At 46.2% G+C, this 25631-nt stretch carries 23 protein-coding genes and 1 pseudogene; 16 read left to right on the top strand and 8 right to left on the bottom strand.

The annotated features are described in order from the left end of the window. Positions 1–13: 13 nt before the first annotated feature. A complete protein-coding gene (locus NYE42_RS08735; RefSeq protein WP_352426907.1) occupies positions 14–7471 on the top strand; it encodes a beta-ketoacyl synthase N-terminal-like domain-containing protein in 7458 nt (2485 codons plus the stop codon). A 137-nt stretch (positions 7472–7608) separates the two neighbouring features. Here NYE42_RS08735 and NYE42_RS08740 read toward each other — a convergent pair whose 3' ends face one another. Next, a complete protein-coding gene (locus tag NYE42_RS08740) occupies positions 7609–8820 on the bottom strand; it encodes a cytochrome P450 (RefSeq protein ID WP_007409852.1) in 1212 nt (403 codons plus the stop codon). A gap of 288 nt (positions 8821–9108) precedes the next feature. Here NYE42_RS08740 and NYE42_RS08745 point away from each other — a divergent pair, with 288 nt between their 5' ends. Both NYE42_RS08745 and NYE42_RS08750 read left to right on the top strand, forming a co-directional pair. Continuing rightward, positions 9109–9543, top strand: coding sequence for a NucA/NucB deoxyribonuclease domain-containing protein (locus NYE42_RS08745; RefSeq protein WP_015417516.1), 435 nt, complete (start codon positions 9109–9111; stop codon positions 9541–9543). Between the two features lie 59 nt (positions 9544–9602). Then, the gene (locus NYE42_RS08750) at positions 9603–10358 is read left to right on the top strand and encodes a YoaK family protein (RefSeq protein ID WP_003154084.1); all 756 of its coding nucleotides are present in this window, start codon (positions 9603–9605) and stop codon (positions 10356–10358) included. A 33-nt stretch (positions 10359–10391) separates the two neighbouring features. Here NYE42_RS08750 and NYE42_RS08755 read toward each other — a convergent pair whose 3' ends face one another. Next, positions 10392–10754: a hypothetical protein gene (locus tag NYE42_RS08755; protein WP_352426908.1), complete on the bottom strand. Its 363-nt coding sequence runs from the start codon at positions 10752–10754 to the stop codon at positions 10392–10394. A gap of 192 nt (positions 10755–10946) precedes the next feature. Next, positions 10947–12275, bottom strand: a complete 1329-nt coding sequence (locus tag NYE42_RS08760; RefSeq protein WP_007410382.1) for a S8 family peptidase — start codon at positions 12273–12275, stop codon at positions 10947–10949. Positions 12276–12453: 178 nt separating this feature from the next. On the opposite strand from NYE42_RS08760, the gene NYE42_RS08765 reads away from it, so the two are divergent. The 3 genes from NYE42_RS08765 (at position 12454) to NYE42_RS08775 (ending at position 14162) form a co-directional block, all read left to right on the top strand. Further along, positions 12454–12687 (top strand): hypothetical protein, encoded by a 234-nt coding sequence (locus NYE42_RS08765; protein WP_015239897.1) that lies wholly within the window; start codon positions 12454–12456, stop codon positions 12685–12687. 255 nt (positions 12688–12942) lie between these two features. Continuing rightward, a complete protein-coding gene (locus tag NYE42_RS08770; RefSeq protein ID WP_007410381.1) occupies positions 12943–13650 on the top strand; it encodes a poly-gamma-glutamate hydrolase family protein in 708 nt (235 codons plus the stop codon). Positions 13651–13709: 59 nt separating this feature from the next. Next, a complete protein-coding gene (locus NYE42_RS08775; RefSeq protein WP_014305039.1) occupies positions 13710–14162 on the top strand; it encodes an OsmC family protein in 453 nt (150 codons plus the stop codon). 13 nt (positions 14163–14175) lie between these two features. Here NYE42_RS08775 and NYE42_RS08780 read toward each other — a convergent pair whose 3' ends face one another. From NYE42_RS08780 to NYE42_RS08790, 3 genes are all read right to left on the bottom strand, one after another. Beyond that, positions 14176–14529, bottom strand: coding sequence for a multidrug efflux SMR transporter (locus NYE42_RS08780; protein WP_007410379.1), 354 nt, complete (start codon positions 14527–14529; stop codon positions 14176–14178). 17 nt (positions 14530–14546) lie between these two features. Further along, entirely contained in the window at positions 14547–14861 is a 315-nt protein-coding gene (locus NYE42_RS08785; protein ID WP_144464317.1) for a multidrug efflux SMR transporter, read from the bottom strand. Between the two features lie 137 nt (positions 14862–14998). Next, positions 14999–15310 carry a hypothetical protein gene (locus NYE42_RS08790; RefSeq protein ID WP_094032454.1) on the bottom strand — a complete coding sequence of 104 codons (312 nt, stop codon included), beginning with the start codon at positions 15308–15310 and terminating at the stop codon, positions 14999–15001. Positions 15311–15410: 100 nt separating this feature from the next. Between NYE42_RS08790 and NYE42_RS08795 the strand changes: the two genes are divergently transcribed. The 9 genes from NYE42_RS08795 (at position 15411) to NYE42_RS08835 (ending at position 22178) form a co-directional block, all read left to right on the top strand. Beyond that, positions 15411–15815, top strand: coding sequence for a YmaF family protein (locus NYE42_RS08795; RefSeq protein WP_014417831.1), 405 nt, complete (start codon positions 15411–15413; stop codon positions 15813–15815). Between the two features lie 97 nt (positions 15816–15912). Continuing rightward, positions 15913–16857 (top strand): tRNA (adenosine(37)-N6)-dimethylallyltransferase MiaA, encoded by a 945-nt coding sequence (gene miaA / locus NYE42_RS08800; RefSeq protein ID WP_007410375.1) that lies wholly within the window; start codon positions 15913–15915, stop codon positions 16855–16857. A gap of 39 nt (positions 16858–16896) precedes the next feature. Further along, a complete protein-coding gene (gene hfq, locus NYE42_RS08805) occupies positions 16897–17118 on the top strand; it encodes an RNA chaperone Hfq (RefSeq protein WP_003154064.1) in 222 nt (73 codons plus the stop codon). 96 nt (positions 17119–17214) lie between these two features. Further along, the gene (locus NYE42_RS08810) at positions 17215–17490 is read left to right on the top strand and encodes a YmzC family protein (protein ID WP_007611597.1); all 276 of its coding nucleotides are present in this window, start codon (positions 17215–17217) and stop codon (positions 17488–17490) included. An 82-nt stretch (positions 17491–17572) separates the two neighbouring features. Then, the gene (locus NYE42_RS08815) at positions 17573–17788 is read left to right on the top strand and encodes a hypothetical protein (RefSeq protein WP_003154062.1); all 216 of its coding nucleotides are present in this window, start codon (positions 17573–17575) and stop codon (positions 17786–17788) included. 259 nt (positions 17789–18047) lie between these two features. Next, positions 18048–18440, top strand: a complete 393-nt coding sequence (gene nrdI, locus NYE42_RS08820) for a class Ib ribonucleoside-diphosphate reductase assembly flavoprotein NrdI (protein ID WP_003154061.1) — start codon at positions 18048–18050, stop codon at positions 18438–18440. Beyond that, on the top strand, positions 18400–20502 hold the full coding sequence (gene nrdE, locus NYE42_RS08825; RefSeq protein ID WP_007611605.1) for a class 1b ribonucleoside-diphosphate reductase subunit alpha: 2103 nt from the start codon (positions 18400–18402) through the stop codon (positions 20500–20502). Before nrdI ends, nrdE begins: the two co-directional genes overlap by 41 nt. Before the next feature lie 17 nt (positions 20503–20519). Beyond that, entirely contained in the window at positions 20520–21509 is a 990-nt protein-coding gene (nrdF, locus tag NYE42_RS08830; protein ID WP_199022533.1) for a class 1b ribonucleoside-diphosphate reductase subunit beta, read from the top strand. A gap of 48 nt (positions 21510–21557) precedes the next feature. After that, entirely contained in the window at positions 21558–22178 is a 621-nt protein-coding gene (locus NYE42_RS08835; RefSeq protein ID WP_053104414.1) for a hypothetical protein, read from the top strand. Positions 22179–22226: 48 nt separating this feature from the next. On the opposite strand, the gene NYE42_RS08840 is transcribed toward NYE42_RS08835, so the two are convergent. Further along, entirely contained in the window at positions 22227–22985 is a 759-nt protein-coding gene (locus tag NYE42_RS08840; protein ID WP_144664670.1) for an N-acetylmuramoyl-L-alanine amidase, read from the bottom strand. Positions 22986–23292: 307 nt separating this feature from the next. On the opposite strand from NYE42_RS08840, the pseudogene NYE42_RS08845 reads away from it, so the two are divergent. Beyond that, a pseudogene (locus NYE42_RS08845) lies at positions 23293–23850 on the top strand (AAA family ATPase); the annotation flags it as partial. A 686-nt stretch (positions 23851–24536) separates the two neighbouring features. On the opposite strand, the gene NYE42_RS08850 reads toward NYE42_RS08845, so the two are convergent. Beyond that, positions 24537–25487, bottom strand: a complete 951-nt coding sequence (locus NYE42_RS08850; protein WP_352426909.1) for a thermonuclease family protein — start codon at positions 25485–25487, stop codon at positions 24537–24539. Between the last annotated feature and the right edge of the window lie 144 nt (positions 25488–25631).

Consider the following 25631-nt stretch of genomic DNA (forward strand, 5'->3'; position numbering starts at 1 on the left):
GGAGGGGACGGCTTTGCAAAACACTGAAGATCTTCTTTACAAATTATTGGCAGGCCAGCTGAAATCTGTCGGATTTTTTACGGAAAACGAAACGCAGCCTGTCATGCAGGGGTTTTACGGCAGGTGGCTGGAAGAAAGCATCTCCATCTTGGTGCAAAAAGGCTTTTTGAAACAGTCAGGCAGTACGTATGTGTTAACGGGTCCGATAGAGCGTGCGGACGTTCTGTGGCAAGAATGGGATGAAAAGAAAGCTCCTTTACTCAAGGACAGCAGCAAACAGGCGATGATCACCTTAGTGGAGACCGCTCTCAGAGCTTTGCCGGATATTTTATCCGGCAGAGTTTCTGCCACTGATGTCCTGTTTCCTGATTCCTCAATGGAATTGGTGGAAGGAATCTATAAAAACAATGAAACGGCAGACTACTTTAATGAGGTGCTCGCTGACACATTGACGGCTTTCATTGAAGAACGCCTGAAAGAAGACCCGAACGCGGAAATCCGGATATTAGAGATCGGAGCGGGGACGGGCGGGACGAGCGCGGCCGTTTTCAAAAGATTAAAAGAGTACAAACATCATGTGAAAGAATATTGCTACACCGATCTGTCAAAGGCCTTTTTCATGCATGCTGAAAAAGAATACGGTCCCGACAATCCGTATTTGACTTATAAGCGGTTTAATGTGGAAGAGCCCCCGGCTTTGCAGGGTATAGAGGCGGGCGCATATGACGCGGTAATTGCGGCAAATGTGCTTCACGCGACAAAAAATATTCGGCGGACACTTCGCAATGCCAAAGCGGTGCTTAAGAAGAATGGGATTTTGCTATTAAATGAGATCAGCAGCCATTCGGTTTATTCTCATCTGACATTCGGCCTTTTGGAAGGCTGGTGGCTGTATGAAGACGCCAAACTGCGCATTCCCGGATGCCCGGGGCTGTATCCTGAAGCGTGGCAGTCTGCGCTGGAAAGCGAGGGATATCGGTACGTTACATTTATGGCGGAATCGTCACATCACCTCGGCCAGCAGATCGTGGCGGCAGAAAGCGACGGTGTCATCAGGCAAAAGCAGCCGGACGCGCAGGCGGTTGAAGAAACTGCGGCTTCCAAAGAGCCGGCTGATTTCACAGAACCGTCTTTCTCAGTCACAGACCGGACTGTGCAATTCATAAAAGAAACGTTAGCCAAGTCCATAAAGCTTGCTCCCGAGCGCATTCAGCCGGAAACCAGCTTTGAAAAATACGGCATCGACTCCATTTTGCAGGTGAATTTTATCCGCGAACTGGAAACATTGACGGGCGAGCTGCCGAAAACGATCTTATTTGAACACACGAATACGAAAGAACTTGCCGGGTATTTGCTGGAAACTTACCCGGATAAGCTGCAACAGGCATTCGGAGCCGAACAAGCGCCTCCTGAAACAAAGCATCCGGAACCTGCAATGAATGAACCGGTGCCGCTTGTCACGGAAACGCGGCGATTTATCAATGAACAAAAAGAGCCAAAAGCGCCAAAGCCGGAAACAGAAACCGTCACCGTTAATCGTTCTGATCGTGACGACATTGCCATTATCGGCATCAGCGGCCGCTATCCCGAGTCTGAAACCCTCGATGAGCTGTGGGAGCATTTAAAAGCCGGAGACAGCTGTATTACGGAAGCTCCGGAAAACAGATGGAAATCCGGTCTTCTGAAAACAATGGCAAAAGAAACACGAAAAGAAGAACGCAAAACACGGTACGGCGGATTTCTGCAGCATATTGACGATTTTGACCATCACTTGTTTGACATCCGGGAAGACCATGTGATGGAGATGACGCCTGAGCTCCGTCTAAGCTTAGAAACCGTATGGGAAACATTTGAAAATGGCGGTTACTCGTTAGAAAGAGTAAACGAATGGCAGGAATCAGACAGCGGCATCGGTGTATTTATGGGCAGTATGTACAATCAATATTTCTGGAATATCCCGTCATTGGAAAAAGCTGCGCTCAGCTCTAACGGAGGGGATTGGCATATCGCCAACCGCATTTCCCACTTTTTCAATTTAACGGGCCCGAGCATGGGCGTTACGACCGCATGCTCCAGCTCACTGAGCGCCATTCATCTCGCCTGTGAAAGTCTGAAGCTTAACAGCTGTTCCATGGCGATTGCCGGAGGGGTCAATCTCACGCTTGAACCGTCTAAATATGATGCGCTCGAACGGGCGAATTTGCTTGAACAGGGAAGTGAAAGCAAAAGCTTCGGAACCGGCACGGGCCTGATGCCGGGAGAAGGAGTCGGGGCGGTGCTCTTGAAGCCGCTCTCCAAAGCGCTTGCCGACAAAGACCATATTTACGGGGTCATTAAAAGCAGCGCGTTGTGCCATAGCGGCGGAAGGCAGATGTACACGGCTCCGGATCCGAAACAGCAGACGAAGCTCATGGCGGCTTCCATCGAAAAGGCCGGAATCAATCCGGAAACAATCAGTTATGTTGAATCAGCGGCAAACGGCTCTGTATTGGGAGATCCGATTGAGGTCATTGCCCTGACAAACGCGTTCTCGCAATATACCGATAAAAAACGATTTTGCGCGCTTGGATCCGTCAAGTCAAATCTCGGCCATTTAGAGGCGGCCTCCGGCATGTCCCAGCTCGCGAAAGTGCTGCTGCAAATGGAGCGGGAAACATTAGTTCCAACCATTAATGCAAAACCGCAAAACCCGAATATCGCGCTTGAACAAACGGCTTTTTACCTGCAGGAAAAAACCGAGTATTGGGAGCGTATGAGGGATGCCGAAACGGGGGACATCATCCCGCGGAGAAGCATGATTAATTCCTTCGGGGCAGGCGGGGCATATGCAAATCTCATCGTAGAAGAATATATCAGCCCGAATTCCAATCAGGCCCGTCACGGCGATGAGGAATATATTTTCCCTGTGTCAGCGAAAACAAAATGGAGTTTTGAAGCCTATCTTGACAGACTGGCGGCCTTTTTAGAAAAGACGCCATCTCTTCATCCGGCCGCCATCGCATCCGCGCTGCAAAAAAGAACGCATCATTCGGAGTATCGGGCGGCATTTACGGCTGCTTCCGTTCAGGAACTGCTGGAAAAGCTGGCCGCTTACCGCATGGATCAGCGGAATCTCAATTTCTCTGAATCTGATATTGGCCGGCGTGCGCGGCAATGGGAAAAAGGAGAGAATATCGCGTTTGATCAGTTGCAGCAAGAGCACGCCGTTCATCTGCCGGCCTACGCTTTTGACCACGGGACTTCTTTTCAATTCGGTGAATCAGAAAACGCTGCCGGCGTTCAGGCGGTATACAGTGATGACGATCCATACGTGAAAGGGCATCAATTCAGCGGAGAACCGGTACTCGTCGGCGCTACATATAACAGTCTGGCAGTCGATCATTTTTGTGATCTTTTTCCTGAAGCGGAAGGAGGACAAATTAAAAAACTGAATTACGTCAGCCCCATTACCGTAAAAAAAGGCGATCGCATCGAGCTGAAAACAGAATCGAAACAAAACGGGGATGGATTTGAACTGAGCATAATGCACCGCAGCCGCACGTCTCCTGATTGGAGCATAGCGGCGTATGCCGAGTGCAGTCCTTATCCGTTTCAAAAGCAGCACGCGGATCTGGCGGCCATTCAGCGCTCTTACCGGGAAGTGGGCCGGATAGATGAGTTATACGGAGACGGAACGGGACCCGTCGTGTGGGGAGAAGAATTTAAAACGATCACCCGCCTGTACCAAGGCTCTGATGCCGTTTTAGCGAGAGTGAACCTGAACAATAGCGACTCACAACAAGCGCATCATTATGCCGTAAATCCGTTAATCGCCAACAGTGCTTACTTGGCCTCACTTTCTTTATTGGACCAAACGGAGGCGGAAAGCTATCTGCCGTTCGGCATTAATTTCGTCACCTTCAGCAGCCCTGAAGATCTTACCGATTGCTGGCTGCACATCAAGCTGACCAAACAAACGAGGGAAATGATTCTGATTAACGCAGATGTCATCAGCAGCCGATCGGAAGTGGTGATGCGTTTTGAAGGCTATGCCCTGAAACGGTTCCGCCCGAAAACCGAACAGATGAATCAGCCGGCCCGAACGGCTGTTAAGAATGCGGGGGCACCGATTTCTGCCGGCAGTCTGACAGATGATATCCGCAGCTACGTCCTTGGCAAGCTCGCCAAGATGATGGGTGAACCCGGGCCATCTCTTCGTTCTGACGCGAATATCATGGAATTGGGACTTGATTCAGCGAGCCTGATCGGGCTGACAAAAGAGATCGGCCAAGAGGCGGACATCGATGTGAATCCAACATTGTTTTTCGAGTATCCGACCGCGGAGGAGCTGACCCGCCACTTCGCGTCAGCATATGAGAGCAAGTTTTCTCAATTTCTTGCCGATCATAAGCATTCAGAAGAGGCCAGGGTCACGGAAACAGAAGAGCGCACTTTACCGAAGAAACAGCATACGCCTTGTGATAACGCCGATATCAAGCAAGGAATCGCGATTATCGGTATGTCAGCTCAGTTTCCGCAATCCCCGGATATCCAGTCTTTTTGGGAGCACATCGTAAACGGGGATCACTGTATTACCGAAATTCCGGCGGACCGCTGGGACTGGCGCCGTTACGCCGGTGATGAGAATGACACGAGTCTCAGATGGGGCGGTTTTATTGACGGTGTCGGCGAATTTGACCCGCTCTTTTTCGGAATTTCCCCTAAAGAGGCATCACAAATGGGGCCGGAGCAATTTCTGCTTTTGATGCATACATGGAAGGCAATGGAGGATGCGGGCCTGACAAATAAGGCATTATCAAGCAGACCGACAGGCGTTTTCGTTGCCGCGGGCAACAGCGATCCGAACAATGGAACAGCCATCCCGTCCATCATTCCGAACAGAATATCATATGCCTTGAATTTACAAGGACCGAGTGAATATTACGAGGCTGCCTGCACGTCAACCCTGGTGGCATTGCACAGGGCGGTTCAATCAATCCGTCATAAAGAATGTGAGCAGGCTGTCGTGGGTGCAGCCAATATTCTGCAGTCGCCGAAGGGCTTTATCGGTTTTGATTCAATGGGGTATTTAAGCAAAAACGGCCGGGCGAAATCGTTCCAAAAAGATGCCGATGGCTTTGTCAGAAGCGAAGGGGCGGGCGTTATCATCATCAAACCGCTTGAGGCGGCAATTGAAGACGGCGATCATATTCACATGGTCATTAAAGGAACAGGAGTGTCTCACGGCGGTAAAGGCATGTCGCTTCACGCGCCGAATCCGGCGGGAATGAAGGCCGCGATGAAAAAAGCGTACGAAGACACCGATGTTGATCCGCAAACCGTCACTTATATTGAAGCGCACGGCATTGCCTCCGAAATGGCAGATGCGCTGGAGTTTAATGCAATCAAAGCGGGTTACGGCGAGTCTGCAAATCAAGAGGAAATCGCGCCTTGTTATATCAGCACCGTGAAACCTTGCATCGGGCACGGCGAACTCGCTTCCGGACTGGCCGCCCTTATAAAAGTGGCGATGGCCATGAAGCATCATACCATCCCGGGCATTCCCGGATTTACAGCTGCAAATGAGCAAATGGCCATTCAGAAAAGCCGCTTCCGTTTCACCGAAGACAATCAGGAATGGACACAGCTCACCGACCATACGGGCAGACCGATCCCGCGCCGGGCCGCAATTAACAGCTATGGCTTCGGCGGCATGAATGCGCATGTCGTCTTGGAACAGTACAGCCCGAGCCATAAAGACAAAGAATCTGTGCATGAACCGCAGCTTATCGTGCTTTCTGCTAAGAGCGAAGGGCGTCTTAAGGCGGTCGCAAGTCAGCTGGCTGATTTTGTACAAACTGGAGATACTCCGTCATTGCGGGATATTGCTTATACGCTTCAGACCGGCCGTGAGGCGATGAACTGCCGCCTGGCCCTCGTTGCCCGCAATCAAGATGAATTGCTGGAAAAACTGAAAGAGTACAGAGCATTTTCCGAAGAAAGCAATGGAATGAAAAGCTTCTTTACAGGCATTCAGCAGACTGGATCAGGAGATATCGGCGTTTTACTGGAAGGGACTCTCGGTACAGTCGTCACGGAGACGCTGTTGGCTGAAAACAATCTCGAAAAACTTGCATTTTGCTGGGTGAAAGGTGCGGATATACCGTGGGACAGACTCCACCAAGGCAAATCTGTTCAAAGAGTGCCGCTTCCGACATATCCTTTTGAAAACCATAAGTATTGGAACGGCGGTAAGCCAGAAGACATCAGCCTTGCACCGGTTTCACAGAATCCTCAGATCCGCTGCGGGAGCGCGGCTGACATTGTGGCAGACATTTTGGGGATGAAGGCAGCGGAAATTGATCAAAATAAGCCGCTGACTGAATACGGCTTCGATTCAATCTCCTCTATTCAGCTGCTGAAAAAACTTGAGGACGGAGACAGCCGCATCAGTCTGGAGGCTCTTCAGAAATGCAGCACTCTTCAGGAGATCGGCATGCTGTTAAAAATGAACCAACCGCAGGAGACGGGCCGGAATTTTCCAGAACTCGTCAAGCTGAATGATAGAGAAAAAGGCCGTCCTGTTTTTTGGTTTCACGGCGGAACGGGAGGCGTGGAAGCATACCAGCCATTCGCCAAAAAGAGTCAGCGACCTTTTTACGGCATCCAGGCAAGAGGTTTGACAGGGAAAGAGCCGCTGCAAGGAATCGAAGAGACGGCCGCTTCTTATAAGAGAATCATCCAAGCGGTACAGCCGAAAGGCCCTTATGATCTCGGCGGATATTCCTTGGGCGGAATGCTTGCATATGAAACCGCGCGCCTCTTGCAGGAGGAAGGTCATACGGTAAAAAGCGCCGTCATGATCGACACCCCGTACAGTGAAAAATGGAAAGAAAGAAAACCATCTGTTAAGTCAGTCATGCTGCAAACGATCAATACGATGCTTACAGCATATCTTAAGCCTGAAAACCTTGAAGAGGCATTAATCAGCAGAGAAGACATTACCGTCCAGGCTGAGGAAGAAGAAGTATTGAAAGAATTGATCGGCCTTGCCAAAAAGCGCGGTCTGCCAAAATCCGAAGAAGCAATCCGGATGCAGCTGGAGCAAATGATGAAGACGCAGCTCGCTTACGGAATGGAAGAGTATGACATGAAGCCGCTGCCTCATCCGGAAGCGCTGCAATGCTACTACTTCCGTAATAAAAGCGGTTTGTTCCTCGGAGATCTTGAACGTTATCTGACGGCAGAGGAAGAACAAATTCCGTTAGACTATGATGCGTATTGGAAAGAATGGGAACGCCAGATGAAACAGTTTCACCTGCTGGACGTCCACTCTTCCAATCATGTCACGATGCTGTCGGAACCGAAGCCGCAAAACGCCATTAAGGCATTCTGCGAAAAACTGTACGCAAACAAAGGAACGATAAGCGCAAATTTCCTTAAATCTTTCAGAAAAAAGCTGGACGAAACAAATGAGTTGGTAAAACGGTAATAGAGAACGGCCGGAGCAATCCGGCCGCTTTTTTTATCCATATAGAACTAAATTTACTATGTACAAAATTTTCATTGTCATATTGATTTCTGTTTATAAGACATTAAAAAAACCCCCGATAAACAGGGGGGACGATGTTAAAATCTGACAGGAAATGTTTCAAGCCCTCTCAAAAACACATTTTTTCTCCATGTTACATCCTCGGGCGCGCCTTTCAGCTCTATATTCGGAAACCGTTTTAAAAGCGCGGTAAAGGCAATGGATGCTTCCATCCGGGCGAGCGGAGCCCCGAGACAAAAATGAATGCCGAATCCAAAAGAGATATGACGGTTCGGTGTTCTCGCTATATTTAATGTATCAGGATCATCGAAATATTCCGGGTCCCGATTGGCTGAACCGATGCCGATAAATATCATATCGCCTTTTTTAATGGAAACATCTTTATAGGTGAAATCTTCAATCGCCCATCGATTTGCCATCATGATGACGGGAGAGGTATAACGCAAAAGCTCTTCGACCGCCGTCTGGATATTTTCCGGCTGCCGCTTTATCTTCTCCATCTGGTCTTTGTGCAGAAGAAGCGCCAGGGTGCCGGAGCCGAGAAGGTTAACCGTTGTTTCAAGCCCGGCAACGACTAACAAAAACAGCATGGAATACAGCTCTGATTCACTCAGCTTTTGGCCGTCCTCTTCAGCGTAAATAAGCTTGCTTGTCAGGTCTTCACCCGGATGTTTTCTTTTTTCTTCGATCAGTGTTTTCATATATTGTTTAAATTCTTTGAGAGCCTGGTTGGTCGCATCTTGTCCGCTTTCTGACGTGTCGACCATTGCGTTTGTCCACACTTGAAATTTGGCGCGGTCCTCTTTCGGAATCCCGAGCAGTTCGGAAATGACGATAAACGGAAGCGGTGCGGCGAAATCTCTCATGATATCAGGGTCTGCTTTTGTTTCCATTTCATCCAGCAGCTCTTCTGTGATCTGCTCTATCCCGGTGCGAAGCTGCTCAATCATCCGGGGAGTGAACCCCTGATGCACCAAAGATCGAAGTCGTGAATGATCCGGAGGGTCTTTTGCCAGCATATGCTCTGAGACAAAATCGATATCTTCACTGACATTCAGCTTCGCGATCAGCTCCTTCGGCATGACTCGTTTTACATCTCTCGTAATTCTGCCGTCTTTCAAAAACGCCATACAATCATCATAACGCGTGATGAGCCAAGCCGGAAAGGTGCCTCCGAAACGCTGCAGTTCGAATTTATGTATGGGGTCCTGCTCTCTGAATCTGCTTAAAACCGCAAAAGGGTTTTCGTGAAACTCGGGTGAGTGTGGGTGAAACATTGTTTTTTCCATCTGGATTTCCCCGCCTTCATGTTTTTGAAAAGACATAACAAACAGCCGGTGCCTGCCGACCGGACGGCATTCCTCCTTTTATCTGCCGAAGACACTGATCACAACGGCTCATAAGTATGTCTAAAATATATAAGGAAACAGAAGCCGGTTCAATAGACAAATCGTAAAGCCGCCATTTTCGTTGATTATCAACAAAACAGCAAACTTTTTTTGCCATTTCATCATGTGTGTTAAATCCGGCTAATATACATATTTACGCTTCATATCAACTTCTTAAGGAGGATGTGAATGAATGCGTTTATGAAATGGGCGGCAAGTCTGCTTTTGGTGATCTCTCTTCAGTTCGGCCTTACGGGCGCCGGCATCCATTCGGACAGTGCTGCTCGTGCCGCATCCCGATACGATCAGGTGCTGTATTTCCCGCTGTCAAAATATCCGGAGACGGGAAATCATATAAAAGACGCCATTTCGGCAGGTCATTCTGAGATTTGTACAATTGATCGGGGCGGAGCGGAGAATAGAAGGAAAGAATCATTGAAAGGAATTCCGACAAAGCCCGGGTTTGACCGTGATGAATGGCCCATGGCAGTCTGCACAGAAGGCGGGGCGGGGGCTGATGTCAGATATGTAACCCCGTCGGATAACCGCGGGGCCGGTTCATGGGTTGGAAATCAAATGAGCGGATATTCCGACGGCACGAGAGTATTATTTATCGTTCAGTAGCTTCTCCGGTTCGCCGGAGTTTTTTTATGCTCTGAAAAAGCGGCACGCCGGCTGGACATATGAAATGGCAAAGAGTAAACTTATATGTTGGAATCAGCATGAGAAAGGATTGGATCACATTGACAGTGACTACATACCGAAATATTGCACTTTTACTTCTTTGTTTAACAGCGGGAATTGTGGATGTGATCGGTTATTTAAGCCTGGGACATATCTTTACCGCCAATATGACGGGGAACATCGTTCTGTTCGGCCTGGCGATCGGCAACTCGTGGCACCTTGCCGTACTCAAATCGTTAACCTCGTTAATCGGATTTATTGCCGGCGTTATTGCCGCGGCCCTGCTTGTGGGCAATAAAAAGAAATCATTCTGGCCCCCTGCGGTAACTGCCGCTTTAGCTATTGAAGGAGCTGTTTTGCTGCTGTTTGCTTTGTTCTCCTGCTTTTTTGCAGATGCCATTTCTGTTTATGTGCTGATTATGCTGCTCAGCTTCGCAATGGGAATGCAGACGACAGCCGCGAGAAAACTTGGTGTAGCGGGGATTTCCACGACCGTATTAACGGGAACGCTCGCTAATTTTTTTGAAGATCTCACCGCAAGGTTTTACAAAGCGGACAAGCGGAAGCAGTTTACGAGAGATGCTGTATTGCGCGCGCTTGCCTTGGTGCTGTATTGCTTTGGAGCGGTCATCGGCGCTTTTGCCGAACCGGATTATAAGTTTGCCGTGATCTGGCTCCCGATTATCATTATTTTAGGCATTATGCTTTGCGCATTCACGATGTTCCACGGATATTCAGAAGAAAAAAACCAATAAAAAAACGCCGCTGATTCAGGGCGTTTTTTCTTTTTATTGCTCTTTCCGGGTACCGATTGTATAAACGGCCCGATCTGTATGTACCTTTAATCCGTCTTGCTCCTTTTGGATGGTAATGTCGCCGAGCAGAGGGATTTCATACGCATCTTGGGGAAGCGGGACATTTCCTTCCTCCGTATAGGTTGTGCCATGCCCTTTTAAGACGAGTTCTTCGTCCGCTACATAGTCATCGGGATGGTTTGTCCGGCGGACGAGAACATCATTAAGGTGAAGCATGATCTGATCCATATCAGAAATCTCGTTTCGGCTGTCTGTCAGCTCTCCTTTCCTGATATCAAGCGTTTGTCCGATCTGTTTTTGCAGCCATTCAGACAATTCGGTGTTTGTAAGTGCCATTGTGATTCCTCCTTTTATCTACACCATACTTATTCCCTATTTTTTTAGAAATACACTGCCTTGCATTGATCTTTTTTTCTGACAGCCGGTTCTGAAGCATTCCGAGTTCCTTCATTATAAATGTTTCATCTGTTCACCTAAAAAACGGGGTCATCTGCAGGTTTAGACGACCCCGTTCTCATGATAAAAAGGTTACTCTTTCGGCACGGCGTTTTCAGCGTTTACTGCGCCCGCTCCGTAAATGTTCGGATCTTCATTTGTCCATTGATCCGGACTTTGTTTGATCAGTGTTTTCACTTCGTCAGGCGAAAGCTGCGGGTTCTGCTGAAGGATTAAGGCGGCAATGCCCGCACAGATCGGAGTGGCCATGGACGTGCCCGACAGACTGAAATACAAGGAGCCTACACGGTTTGATTTCTGTAATTTGTCAAGGTATGAACGCGGAGAACGGAGAGATACGATATCGACCCCGGGCGCAAGAATGTCAGGCTTCTCTTTTCCGTACACCGTCGGGCCGCGGCTTGAGAAAGAAGCGACCGTATCGTCCTCATTGCCGGCCGTATCATTGTCATCATAGGCGCCTACTGTGATGACCTTCTCGCTGACACCGGGGCTTGAAATCGTTTGAGCTTCCGGACCGGAGTTGCCCGCGGCGACGCAGACGACGATTCCTTCATTCCATGCCTCTTCAACGGCCTTGACGAGCGGGTCGTCCGTTTCTTTATCATATCTGAGCGCATCTCCGCCCAGTGACATGCTGATGATTCTGATCGGATTCTTTGTGTGTTCTTTATTATATTGTATGCACCATTCCACACCTTCAATGATATCAGCCAAGGTTCCTGATCCTGATTTGTTTAATACCTTGACTCCGATCAGATCGGCTTCCGGCGCCGGCCCCTGATATTTACCGGAAGATGAAGCGCCGCTGCTTGCGATATCACCGGCGCAATGGGTGCCGTGTCCGTTGTCATCATACGGTTCTGTCTTTTGGTTGACAAAGTCCGCAAATCCGATAACTCTGCCTTCTAAATCGGGATGCTGATAGATTCCGGTATCAATAACGGCGACGGTTACGCCTTTTCCTGTTAATACGGTGCCGTTACGGGTCACTTCTTTTGCATGAGACGATTCAGCTGCCGTATCAAGGAGCGCTTTTACTTCACGGTTTAAATAGATTTTACGGATATCCCGGCATTGCGAAAGAAGCATGTGAAGGGCGGACGGAGTGACTTCGGCGCTGCAGCAATTGATTGTTTGAAACTGCTTTTTTATGGTGCAGCGTTTTTCTTTTGATAAGACCTGTCCTGTGCTGTGAAAACCGGATTCATGGCAGCCCTCTTCAAATTCAATGATGACTGACATTTTCTTTCTGTTTTTCACCTTTTTTTCGAAAAACTTGTGCAAAAAGCAAGGTGTCCATTTGAAAGGTTTATATAACTGTAATACGTTTTCTCTGAGCGGCCAGTCCAGCTTATGAGCATTTGACCGCACCATTTGTACCATTGAGTAACCAAACATATATACTTTTCCTCCCATTCTGGCGATTCTCTCTATACCATATGAACAGGCCTTATGTTCGGTCAGTTCGTTTGTCCTTCAGGAGCGCTGGTTACTTGCGGCTTTTTCAGGAGAAGAACTCGAGTTGAAACGGAACGTTTGTTCGTTTATAATGAAGCCGGCGGAAGGAGGTATATACATGAACATAATATTGAGACATTCCTTGGAAAAACAGCTTCCGATTGATATTATATATATGAAAAAAGACGGTTCCATTTCAAAACGAACCATTATGATAAAAAAAGGGGATGAGCGGGCTGTAACGGCATTTTGCTGTACAAAAAGGCAGATGAGAACTTTTTTGACGGGCTCCATTCTGTCCTGTGCATTTGCTTCGGGAGGCGGATATTCATTTTTAAAAGCGTATTCTTGATGCCGTCCGTTTCCGGCCGTGAATCTCCCGCCCCTGAAAATTCGGGCGTTCCTCCCTTTTTTTTTGCCCTCTCTCAACCTTTTTTCACTGATGCCCGGCATTTGAGCGCTTGAACCGTGACAATCCATTGATTTTTCGAAACCGGGAAGTTTTTCACTGATGATAATGTTAATAGAATGTTAAGATAAGACCTATTGACAAAAATCCATATAATGAACATGTCATTTTTCAGAAAGGAGCAAAGAAGGAGAGCTGATGAAAAGAATTTTACTTAATGTCATCATTATCGTAGCAATGGTCTTACTAATAAGATGTGCTCATTATGCGTCAGACCCTGATCCCTCGAATTCTTCTGATACATACACAGATTTTAAAGATTTGGCTGAACATGAAGACCCCGATGATTATCATATATCGTACAATAAGCGAAAGGGGAGTCCCGTATTGATCATGTCGCCGCACGGAGGGAGAATTGAGGGCGGGGTGAGCGAGATCGTCCGCTCTTTCAGAGATGATTATTCAACCTATCTGTTTGAGGGATTAAAAACGCATGATAACCAGACTCTTCATATTACGAGCACCAGGTTCGATGAGCCTTCAGCAGTCGAAAGCATTAAGCAGCACCATTATGTTATCGCAGTTCACGGTTATAAAGGCGACGAGAAAAATACTCTTGTCGGAGGAAGCGACCGGAAGCGGGCGAAAAAATTGGTGAGAGCTCTCGAACGAAACGGATTTTCTGCAGAATTGGCAACCTCAAAAACCGGTCTGGCCGGGGTTGACACCGAAAATATCAATAACCAGGCGCAAACCGGGCTGAGCATACAGCTTGAGATCAGCAGAGAACAGCGGGAAGCGTTTTTTGATAATTTTGATTACCGCGAAAGGGAATTCACAAAAACGGAGGAATTTTACCGGTTTGTCCGTACGATAAAAAGAGTGATCAATCAAGAGTATTCGTAAGCTTAAAAAAAGACAAACGTGTGAAAGATGAGTAAACTGAAAAAAAGGAGGTTTGTCCCTTGGCAAAACATCACTTTTATTTAAAAGCAAATTGGCCCGGAAATCGCAATGACGTCGGCGATATTAAAAGCGGCCGGCTGGAAACGGCTGTGTCCATTCCTAAGGAAATGGACGGACCCGGAGAAGGCACAAATCCTGATGAAATGCTGCTTGGAGCGGCCGCGACCTGTTATATTATAACGCTTGCGGCGATGATGGAAAGAAGCGGCCTGGATAAAGAAGATCTACATATGGAATCTGAAGGAATTGTAGACGTCACGAACGGTGTGTTCACGTACCAGAAAATCATTCACCGCCCGTTTATATTATTAAAGCCGGATGCAGCCGAAACGGACTTTACGCTCGCCAGGAAGTTAGCGCAAAAAGCGGAGTCCTCATGTATGATTTCACGAGCGGTCCAAGGAAACGTGGAGATGGAGCTTGAGGTTGAAGTAAAAGCTGCCCGCGCTTGACGAGTTCAAACGGTCAGCTCCGGGCCGTTTGATTTTTTTTAGCTTTTTGAGACTTGGAACGGTTCAGCAGGATGACGCCCGTGATGACCAAAACAAGCCCGATCATCATTTTGACTGTCATGGCCTCCTTAAAAACAAAAAAGCCGACAATTGCCGTTAAAGCGGTGCCGACACCTGACCATGTCGCGTATGCGGCGGATAAATCAAGGCTTTTCAAAGAGAAGCTCAAAAACATAAAAGAGGCTCCGATTCCGGCAATGACGCCGAGAGCGGGCCACAGGTGCGTAAAACCGTCCGACAGCTTCAGCATCGTGCTCCCGAACACTTCTGATACAATGGCTAATGCCAAGCAAAGTAATCCTTTCATCAGCATGCCTCTCCTTTCTACCAATTCATCAAAATGACACCGGCCAATAAGAAAAAGAGTCCGATGACGGCCTGCTTGTCCAGTTTTTCATGAAACCATTTCGCTCCGATAATGGATGCGAGCACCGTTCCTGCTCCGCTCCATGTTGCATAGGATAAGCTAAGCGGAATGAGTTTCAGTGTCAGTGAAAGCATATAAAAGGCCAATGAATAGCCTGCCACTACAAGCGCGCTCGGCAAAAACCGCGTAAATCCGCGGGAGACCTTCAGCATGGCCGCGCCGATTGACTCTGATAAAATAGCAATTGTGAGGAAGATATAACCCAGAATCATATCAAATCCCCCTCTCATCATAATCGTTATGCCTTTTGTTTAAGGCAGTAAAATAAAATAATATCCGAACTTTGTCCGCCAAGTCAAGACATTAGGCCTATACAAAAAGGCCCCCGAGGAGGAACCTTTTTGATTCGTCAATAGTAATACGGATAGCCGTAGCCGTAACCCCCGTACAAGTACGGATTGAATAAAGCGCTCCCGACAAGCCCCCCGACAAGCCCTCCGAAAAACGGTCCGCCGTAAAAACCAAACGGCCGTCCGAATCCATAACCAAACCAAGGCCGGCCAAATCCGAAACCCGGCCGTCCGAATCCAAATCCGAATCCGGGACGCCCGAAGCCGAAGCCCGGCCGTCCAAACCCAAATCCGGGACGTCCGAACCCAAATCCAGGCCGCCCGAACTGTCTCATATCACTATCTACTGCGTATGCGTATTCTTCATTCATAATTAAGGTACCTCCAAGAATAAATTTGAGATGATAACAGAGTATTCAGCCCACCAATTTTTGATTGGGCGTTTATCAAAAAATAAAGGAGTGAGCTTTTGTGGGCCTGTATCAGTCCGATTGGTCAAAAAAACCTCCGCACACACACGCATACCGGGCGGTTACGGATGTAGTGCAGGGGCATTACCATTTGATTGAAGGCTTTTCGCAGCCGGAAAACGGCAGCAATACAGATGAGCATACACATTTCTATACGGGCATCACCTCGTTTGAAAACGGCCATTTTCATAGGTATTACGGCATTTCCGGCCCTGCCATCCCGAGGGTTGACGGAACACATTACCATGAGCTTTCAGAGACCACCTTTGCCGCCTACAATGAGCCGATTCAGATCCAGCACGGCGGCGTCGTTTACGATCCGCGGGAGGAAGGACGGAAAACGCACCGCCATACACTCAAAGGAAAAACGAGAGAGGTTGTCGGAAACGAGCCGATCGGGTGGTAGCGACGTTTAGCGCTCAGGAAAAAGGGCAAAATGGATAGGTGCCTGAAGAAATGAATGCTATAATTAGGGGGAGATTTATAAAAGAGAGTGATACATATTGAAAAATAAAAAACAGCCTGTCGTCATACTCGTCGGACCGACGGCAGTCGGAAAAACAAAACTAAGCATCGGACTCGCGAAAATGCTGAATGCGGAAATCATCAGCGGAGATTCCATGCAGGTATATAAAGGGATGGACATCGGAACGGCCAAAGTCACCGAAGAAGAGACAGAAGGCGTGCCGCATCACCTGATTGATATTTTGGAGCCGTCCGACACTTTTTCAACGGCGGATTATCAAAAAATGGTGAGGGGAAAAATCACCGAGATTGCCGATAGAGGAAAGCTGCCGATGATTGTCGGAGGGACGGGTCTGTACATTCAGTCCGTGCTGTATGACTATACGTTCACGGAAAACTCCGGCGACCCTGTATTCCGGGAGCGCATGGAGAAATTGGCGGCTGAAGAAGGGGCGGAAGCGCTTCATGCCAAGCTTGCGGCAGCCGACCCGGAAGCGGCGGCAGCTATTCATCAAAACAATACGCGAAGAGTCATCCGCGCGCTCGAAATCTTGCATGTATCGGGAAAAACAATGTCAGAGCATCTTAAAACCCAAAAACGGGAGCTGCTTTACAATGCGGTTCTTATCGGTCTTACAATGGACAGAGAAGTGCTGTACGGCCGGATTAACGAGCGCGTTGACCTGATGCTGGAAACCGGCCTTCTTGACGAAGTAAAGCGGCTGTATGATATGAATATCCGGGACAGCCAATCGATTCAGGCGATCGGCTATAAAGAGCTGTATGAATATCTTGATGGAAAAGTGCCGCTCCCTCAGGCTGTTGAGCAATTAAAACAAAATTCTAGGCGATATGCGAAACGCCAGCTGACCTGGTTTCGCAATAAAATGCCCGTTTCATGGACAGATATGACGCCGCCTGTTGATATTGAGCAGAAAAAAAAGGAAATTTTCGAGTGCATAGCAGGAAAACTGGAAATTTAATCGAAACAGTATTGTATTGAGAACCAAGGAGGACGAAACATGAAACCGATTAATATTCAAGATCAGTTTTTGAATCAAATCCGAAAAGACAATACGTTCGTCACGGTGTTTTTACTCAACGGCTTCCAGCTTCGCGGCCAGGTAAAAGGCTTTGACAACTTTACCGTTTTGCTCGAAACGGAGGGGAAGCAGCAGCTTATTTATAAACATGCCATCTCCACGTTCGCCCCGCAAAAAAACGTCCAGCTTGAGCTTGAATAGACTTTTTGAAAAAGACCATGAACAATGGTCTTTTTCTATGCGCATCTGTATATTGCAGGCTGTATATCGGAAACATAAAAGGGGGTTCGGAAAATCGTGTTCGAAAGTGAAAATGAACTGAGAAGAATCAGGATTACGCTCGTTTGGATCGCTGTTTTTTTGCTGTTTGGAGCTTGCAGCAATCATGAGACTGTGGTGACGGATGATGACGGCGGCTCAACGGATACCGAACCGCAGACAGAAGGCATGGTGCAGCTGGAACATAATCGTTTCGGCATCGTTGAGGACGGTTACTTAAAAATATACCGCTATGATGAAAAAACGAATAAAATCGAACTGAAAAAAGAAACGGCGCTGGATGAGCTTGAATAAATTTCACAAGCGTTCGAATTTACAAAGCGGGCCGCACAAGCTACACTAAGTACTGACATTGATCATGCAGAGGGTGAGACGATTGAAACACAAGGTGATAATCAACCATTGGGAAGAAACTTGTGAAGATGATTCCTGCTATGAATATGGAACCAGCATCATCGTTGACGGCAAAGAACTGATCAGAGAGGCTTCCATCACAAGCGCTCTGAAAGCCGTACTGAAAGAAATCGGTGCTGATGTGGAGATTGAAGAAACCGTTGAAAGCGAAAAAAAATGTGATTCTTACAAAAAATAAGAATAAAAGTCTAGACTACTAAGCAGTTTTTTTTCATGTTATGATAGACATCGGCTTACACATGACACCTTGAGTAGGATGAGAGATGATTCTCGTTCTGCTCTCTTTTTTGGGCGTTAATCGGGCCAGAGCCAAAGTCGGCTCTTTCAAAAATATGAATTTTTTATAAATTGATCTCAATATGTTGTGTTTTTCTGAGAGGTTAGTATACTATATATAGTGTTAAGAGATTCATTATTTTTGATAGGTCGTGATAAGGATGGTTCAAATCATATTTGATTCAAAGACAGGGAATGTTCAGCGTTTTGTGAATAAAACAGACTTTCAGCTGATCCGCAAGGTGGACGAAACGGACCACGTGGACACTCCGTTTGTTTTGGTCACCTACACGACAAACTTCGGCCAGGTACCGGCATCAACACAATCATTTCTCGAAAAATACGCCCATCTCTTATTAGGAGTCGCTGCGAGCGGCAACAAAGTATGGGGCGATAACTTTGCAAAAAGCGCCGATACCATTTCGAGACAATATCAGGTGCCGATCTTGCACAAATTTGAACTCAGCGGCACATCTAAAGACGTTGAATTGTTTACTCAGGAGGTAGAAAGAGTTGTCACAAAATCAAGTGCCAAAATGGATCCAGTTAAATAACGAAATCATGATCCAACAAGATGGAAAATTCCAGTTTGATAAAGATAAAGAGGCTGTACATAGCTATTTTGTTGACTATATCAATCAAAACACAGTTTACTTTCACGATTTAAAAGAGAAGCTGGATTATTTGATTGAAAACCAATACTACGAAGAGGAATTCTTAAGCCTTTACTCTTTTGAAGACATTAAAGAAGTGTTTAAGACAGCTTACGCAAAGAAGTTTCGTTTTCCTTCCTTCATGAGTGCGTTTAAATTTTATAATGACTATGCTTTGAAAACGAATGACAAGAAAAGAATCCTCGAGCGTTATGAGGACCGAATCTCAATCGTCGCGCTGTTCTTCGCAAACGGCGATACTGAGAAAGCAAAAGAATATGTAAACCTGATGATCAACCAGGAATATCAGCCGAGTACACCGACATTTTTGAATGCCGGCAGAAAACGCCGCGGAGAACTGGTGAGCTGCTTCTTGCTCGAAGTCAATGATTCCTTAAACGATATTTCACGGGCGATCGATATTTCCATGCAGCTGTCCAAATTGGGCGGCGGGGTTTCTCTTAACCTGTCCAAGCTTCGCGCGAAAGGCGAAGCGATTAAAGATGTTGAAAACGCCACAAAAGGCGTTGTAGGCGTCATGAAGCTTCTTGATAATGCGTTCCGTTACGCTGACCAAATGGGACAGAGACAAGGCTCGGGCGCGGCGTATTTAAACATTTTCCACCGCGATATCAATGATTTTCTTGATACGAAAAAGATTTCTGCGGATGAAGATGTGCGCGTCAAGACGCTTTCTATCGGTGTCGTCATTCCGGATAAGTTCGTTGAGCTTGCACGTGAGGACAAAGCGGCTTATGTATTCTATCCGCATACGATTTATAAAGAATACGGCCAGCATATGGACGAAATGGACATGACGGCGATGTATGAGGAGCTTGTCGACAACCCGCGTGTCAAAAAAGAAAAAGTGAATGCGCGCAAATTGCTTGAAAAGCTTGCCGTTCTCCGTTCCGAGTCAGGTTATCCGTACATTATGTTCCAGGACAACGTAAACAAAGAGCACGCGAATAACCACGTATCAAAAGTGAAATTCTCGAACCTTTGCTCTGAAGTGCTTCAGGCGTCACAGGTATCGGCTTACACAGATTATGATGAAGAAGACGAAATCGGCTTGGACATTTCCTGCAACCTTGGTTCCTTAAATATTTTGAATGTCATGAAACATAAATCGATTGAGCGCACGGTGAAACTCGCGACGGATTCCCTGACTCATGTATCTGAGACGACGGATATCCGCAACGCGCCGGCAGTCAGACGCGCGAACAAAGCGATGAAGTCCATCGGTTTAGGCGCCATGAACCTTCACGGCTACCTGGCCCAAAACGGCATCGCGTATGAAAGCCCGGAAGCAAGAGATTTCGCGAATACGTTCTTTATGATGGTGAACTTTTATTCCATTCAGCGTTCAGCTGAGCTTGCGAAAGAAAAAGGCGAAACGTTTGAGCATTATGAAGGCTCCACTTATGCAACGGGAGAATATTTCAATAAATATATCGAAAAAGAGTTCTCACCGGCATACGAAAAAATCGCTGCGCTCTTTGAAGGCATGCACATTCCGACAATCGAAGACTGGAAAGAGCTGAAGGCGTTTGTCGCTGAAAACGGCATGTACCACAGCTACAGACTGTGCATCGCGCCGACAGGCTCCATTTCCTACGTCCAATCCAGCACGGCGTCCGTTATGCCGATCATGGAACGGATCGAAGAAAGAACATACGGAAATTCTAAAACGTATTACCCGATGCCGGGGTTAGCGTCTAATAACTGGTTCTTCTACAAAGAAGCTTATGATATGGACATGTTCAAAGTGGTGGATATGATCGCGACAATCCAGCAGCATATCGATCAGGGAATCAGCTTTACCCTGTTTTTGAAAGATACGATGACAACTCGTGATCTGAACCGTATTGATCTGTATGCCCACCATAGAGGCATCAAAACCATTTACTATGCAAGAACGAAAGATACCGGGCAGGACAGCTGTCTTTCTTGTGTCGTTTGATTAAAGGAGAGTTTACAGTGACAAAAATTTATGACGCAGCAAACTGGTCAAAGCATGAAGATGATTTCACCCAAATGTTTTACAACCAAAACGTAAAGCAGTTTTGGCTTCCGGAAGAGATCGCATTAAACGGCGATCTTCTCACTTGGAAGTATTTGGGTAAAAATGAGCAGGATACGTACATGAAGGTGCTCGCCGGCCTGACACTGCTTGATACAGAGCAGGGGAATACGGGCATGCCGATTGTGGCCGAGCACGTCGAAGGCCATCAGCGAAAAGCGGTTCTTAATTTCATGGCGATGATGGAAAACGCGGTGCACGCAAAATCATATTCAAATATTTTTATGACGCTTGCTCCGACTGAAACGATTAATGAAGTATTTGAATGGGTAAAGCAGAATAAATATTTGCAGAAAAAAGCCCAAACCGTCGTCGGACTGTACCGCGCCATCCAAAAAGACGATGAGATTTCGCTGTTTAAAGCGATGGTTGCTTCCGTTTACTTAGAAAGCTTCCTTTTCTACAGCGGTTTCTATTATCCGTTATATTTCTACGGACAAGGAAAACTGATGCACAGCGGTGAGATCATTAACCTGATCCTTCGTGACGAAGCGATTCACGGTGTGTATGTCGGTCTCCTTGCTCAGGAAATTTATAATAAGCAGACAGAAGAGAAAAAAGCAGAGCTTCGTGAATTTGCGATTGACCTTCTGAATCAGTTATATGAAAATGAGCTTGAATATACAGAGGACTTGTACGATCAAGTCGGACTCTCACACGATGTAAAGAAATTCATCCGCTATAACGCCAATAAAGCTTTGATGAACTTAGGGTTCGATCCTTACTTTGAAGAAGAGGATATTAATCCGATCGTATTAAACGGATTAAACACCAAAACAAAATCACATGATTTCTTCTCCATGAAAGGGAACGGCTACAAAAAGGCGACGGTAGAACCGATTAAGGACGAAGATTTTTATTTTGGCCAAGATGAAGAGCAGATATAATATCTGCTCTTTTGGCTTGAATGGAGAGGTAAGACAGGAGGAACGGGCATGAATAAAATGGATGAAATCATTTTGGCTGCACCGCGGAGTGACGTCTTTCAAAACGAAATGCTGACATTTCAGGGAGTCAACAGCGAGGAGGAACGTATCGTAAACATTATGGCTCAAATTGAGGCGCATTTTTTTGAAATCAGAAGAGGCGACGCGGAAGAGGACCCGCGATTTAAACAGCCGATTCCGTATGTCGTCATCCGCCGCGATGATGAGGTGTTTGTGTATGAACGGCTCGCCGGCGGAGGGGAATCGCGCCTCCATAATAAGCTTTCTCTCGGCTTCGGCGGACACATGAACCCTATGGAAGGGGCGGCTTCATTTTCGGAAGTGCTGAAACAGAATACCGACCGGGAGCTGGCGGAAGAACTGTACATTCGTGAGGAGGACAAACAAAACATTGTCACACTCGGCCTGATCAATGATGATGAAAACGATGTAGGGAAGGTGCATATCGGCATCCTTTCTGCGCTCCAGTTAGCGTCTGCGGCACAAGTCGAAGTGAAAGAAAAAGATCAAATCGCCGGGCGCTGGATGAAACTGAGCGAACTGAAAGAGGAAAATGTGTATCAGCGTCTTGAAGCTTGGTCTCAGTTTGTCGCCGATATACTTCAATAACAAAAAACCCCGTTCGTCCCAAAAAAGGGAGAGCGGGGGTTTTTTCATTTAGTCTTGCACAATGAAGGCATCAAATCCGGCTTTTTCGGCCCGCGCGGCCAACGCTTCAGCGTAATCTTTGGAAGAGAATGCGCCGATCTGCACTTTAAATAAGCCGCCTTTTGGAAGCACAATCGCGTCAAAACCTTTAGACACCGCATCGGCGGCAAGCGCATCAGCATTTGCTTTCACTTTGAATGCACCGATTTGCACTTTATATAAGTCAGCCTTTTTTTTTAGACCGAAAGCTTGCTCCAAGCCCTTGGCATGTCCTCTTGCAAGGCTTTCAATAAAACTGGCTGTTTTCAGTTTGTTTGCATCAGCTGACGTATCAACAAAACCATTCTCCGTCAAAATCGCCGGCATACTTGTCTCCCGCAGCACATGGAAGTTGGCTGTTTTTTTTCCTCGGTCATTAAAACCCGATGCTTGAATCATTTGCGTGTGGACGGCTGATTGGTAAGTCGAGGTCGGCGCTCCGACACCGGGGTAAATATAGCTTTCGAATCCGGTTCCGCCTCCTGAGTTAATATGAATGGATAAAAAATAATCTGCGCCCCAGCTGTTGGCGGCATCCGTTCTTTCCGTCAGGCTGACCGTCTTATCGCTTGTCCTGCTCATCGTGACAGAAACTCCTTCATACTCATTCGTCAGAATCGTGCGCAAAGCCAGCGCGATCTCCAGCGTGACCGCTTTTTCCTGAAGTCCGTTTCCGGTTGCACCTGAATCAGTTCCGCCATGACCGGGGTCTATAAAAATTTTAACCATTCTCCATCACCTCATTACAGCATATGATGATATTCAAATGGTGCTTGTACGGCTGTCATTCATAAAAAAAAATGAGAAATATACCCAACATTTCCCGGAAAATAAAAATAAATGGTTTGTCCTCCCGTTTCTGCTGAATACAATAAGAAATGAAAAATATTTCTCGGGAAAGCGCAGGATTCAACATCATTCCCGAAGAGAACGGAAAAAGTGACAGATAAAGAGGAAAACGGGTCTCATGATGATAGGCGGATGTCACGGAACCGCTTCATCATGAGTAAGATAAAGAGAGAACAGAGAGGTGAGCATGTTGGAGCGCGCTGTAACCTATAAAAATAACGGACAAATTAACATCATTCTTAATGGCCAAAAGCAAGTGCTGACAAATGCGGAAGCTGAGGCGGAATATCAGGCCGCCCTGCAAAAAAATGAAGCCAAGCACAGCATTCTGAAAGAAATTGAAAAAGAAATGAACACATTAGTGGGTATGGAAGAAATGAAACGCAACATTAAAGAAATTTACGCGTGGATATTCGTCAACCAAAAACGGGCCGAACAAGGGCTGAAAGTCGGAAAACAAGCTCTTCATATGATGTTCAAAGGGAACCCCGGCACCGGGAAAACCACCGTCGCGAGACTGATCGGCAAGCTTTTCTTCGAAATGAACGTGCTTTCCAAAGGACATCTGATCGAAGCGGAACGTGCCGATCTGGTCGGTGAATACATCGGACACACGGCGCAAAAAACGAGAGATCTGATTAAAAAATCGCTCGGGGGCATTTTATTCATTGATGAAGCATACTCACTTGCAAGGGGCGGAGAAAAGGATTTCGGTAAAGAGGCGATTGATACGCTTGTCAAGAACAAGGTTTTAACTTTTATGTCACTACTAAGATTGATATCCCTAGACCAGAGAGCAATTACACATACCAATGGCAACAGTACTCAGATAAGCTTGAACAAATAAAAAGACTTCATTTTGATGAACTTAAAACGGTGGGGGAAATATCAAAGGAGCTTAATATTCCAGACTGGAGCATTTTGAATCTTTTTAAGGCGAAGAAAGTGGACAAGCTTTCTTATTCTGAATTGTCAAAGAGGAGAAGAGCAAAGGACTTTGATCTACTTTACGATCTGCATTTCAACAAAAAAATGAGCCTAAAAGAAATTGGCCGGAAATATGATTATTCACCTCCCTATATCCGTCAAGTTTTTAAGGATCAAGGAATCAAACACTTGGCGTTTAAAAATCAGAATAAGAATTAAACTGGAAATTCGTTTTGTATATCTGGGTAAAGACAACAGCCTAAATTCTGAAGAAGAGACAGAGATGATGCTATCTTTAAAAGAAAAGTTCTGATAAAATCCTCATTTTAACGAAACATTTTTAGATCAGCTTGCTTATTAATCTAATTTAAAGTATTCTAATTGATGTATCATAGGGGTTTAACAGCCACTATAGACCACAGAGTCCCTCACAGCGCTCTGTGGTTTTTTATTTAGATAGAATATACCCAAATAAAAAAGAAGCCTCAGAGGGCTTCAAAATGATTAATTCTTCTCACATGCAAAGTTGTCATTGTCGCGATCCATTTTAGATGTATAGGCAGGGTGAGTGCTTGGTACTCCATGCGGATATTTCTTTCTCAGCTCTGTGCAGTTTGCAAAGTGTTCTGTTCCTCCAGCAGAAGGGGAGGCTTGTGCAGAGTTAGAAGAGCTACTTGATGCTGAACCGCTTGAGCTCGATTTATGTGTCTCGGATTGGTGTGTTGTAACTGACTTTTGAGCCGGCTTAGATACACTTACTGATTTCTTCGGTTTCGTTACGCAGCCATTAAATCCTTTATCAGTCGCATATCCATTCTTACTCCAAATCTTCAAGTCTTTATCTTTCGCAGCTTGCTCATCTTTCTTATACGTGTCTAAATACTTCGTGTTTGGCTCATATACATAAGCTACTCGTGCTAATCCTTCTTTAAGCAGTGTTTCTTGTACTGATTTGCCATCTGCATAAACGTAAGCCAACATTCTGCCATACTTGTCTGTACGATCTCCTTTATCAAACTCCAGTTGAAGCTTGCCCTTGTTAACTAGCTGTTTATTTCGTGCCGAAGCATCTTCACCATATGGTTGTACGCAAGAGTTCGGTTTCTTAGTCTCGGGAGTGTCAACAAGCAAGTAACGAACAGTTTTAATTTCGCCTTTATAGTTAACTTTAATCGTGTCTCCATCAACCGTTCTGTTAAGTGTTACATCGACTAGCTTTTTCTTACTGTCAGACGCCTTTTTATCCGACGAATCCTTCTTTGAAGCATTTTCGGCTTTTTCATTTTTGTCATTTGATTGAGTGTCTGCCTTTGTCTCTTTTGCATCCTTTTCTTCTTGCTGCGTTGTTTTAGCTTTATCTGAATCTGTTTTATCTGTAGAAGCAGAATCAGATCCACACGCAGCCAAAGAAAAGCTTAGAGATAATGCGCCAATACCTAATAACCATTTCTTCAATGTAATTCCCCCAAATTGTTTGTTCTGTCTCTATATCGGACAAACCTTCCTAATTATAATTATAAAACCAAAGATTGTAAATTTAATTTTAGGTAAACATCTGATTTTGAAAATCGAAGAACCTAAAAGTATGGTAAAATTTAG

The sequence above is a fragment of the Bacillus sp. FSL K6-2865 genome (genome assembly GCF_040311405.1).
Taxonomy (GTDB): Bacteria; Bacillota; Bacilli; order Bacillales; family Bacillaceae; genus Bacillus; species Bacillus velezensis.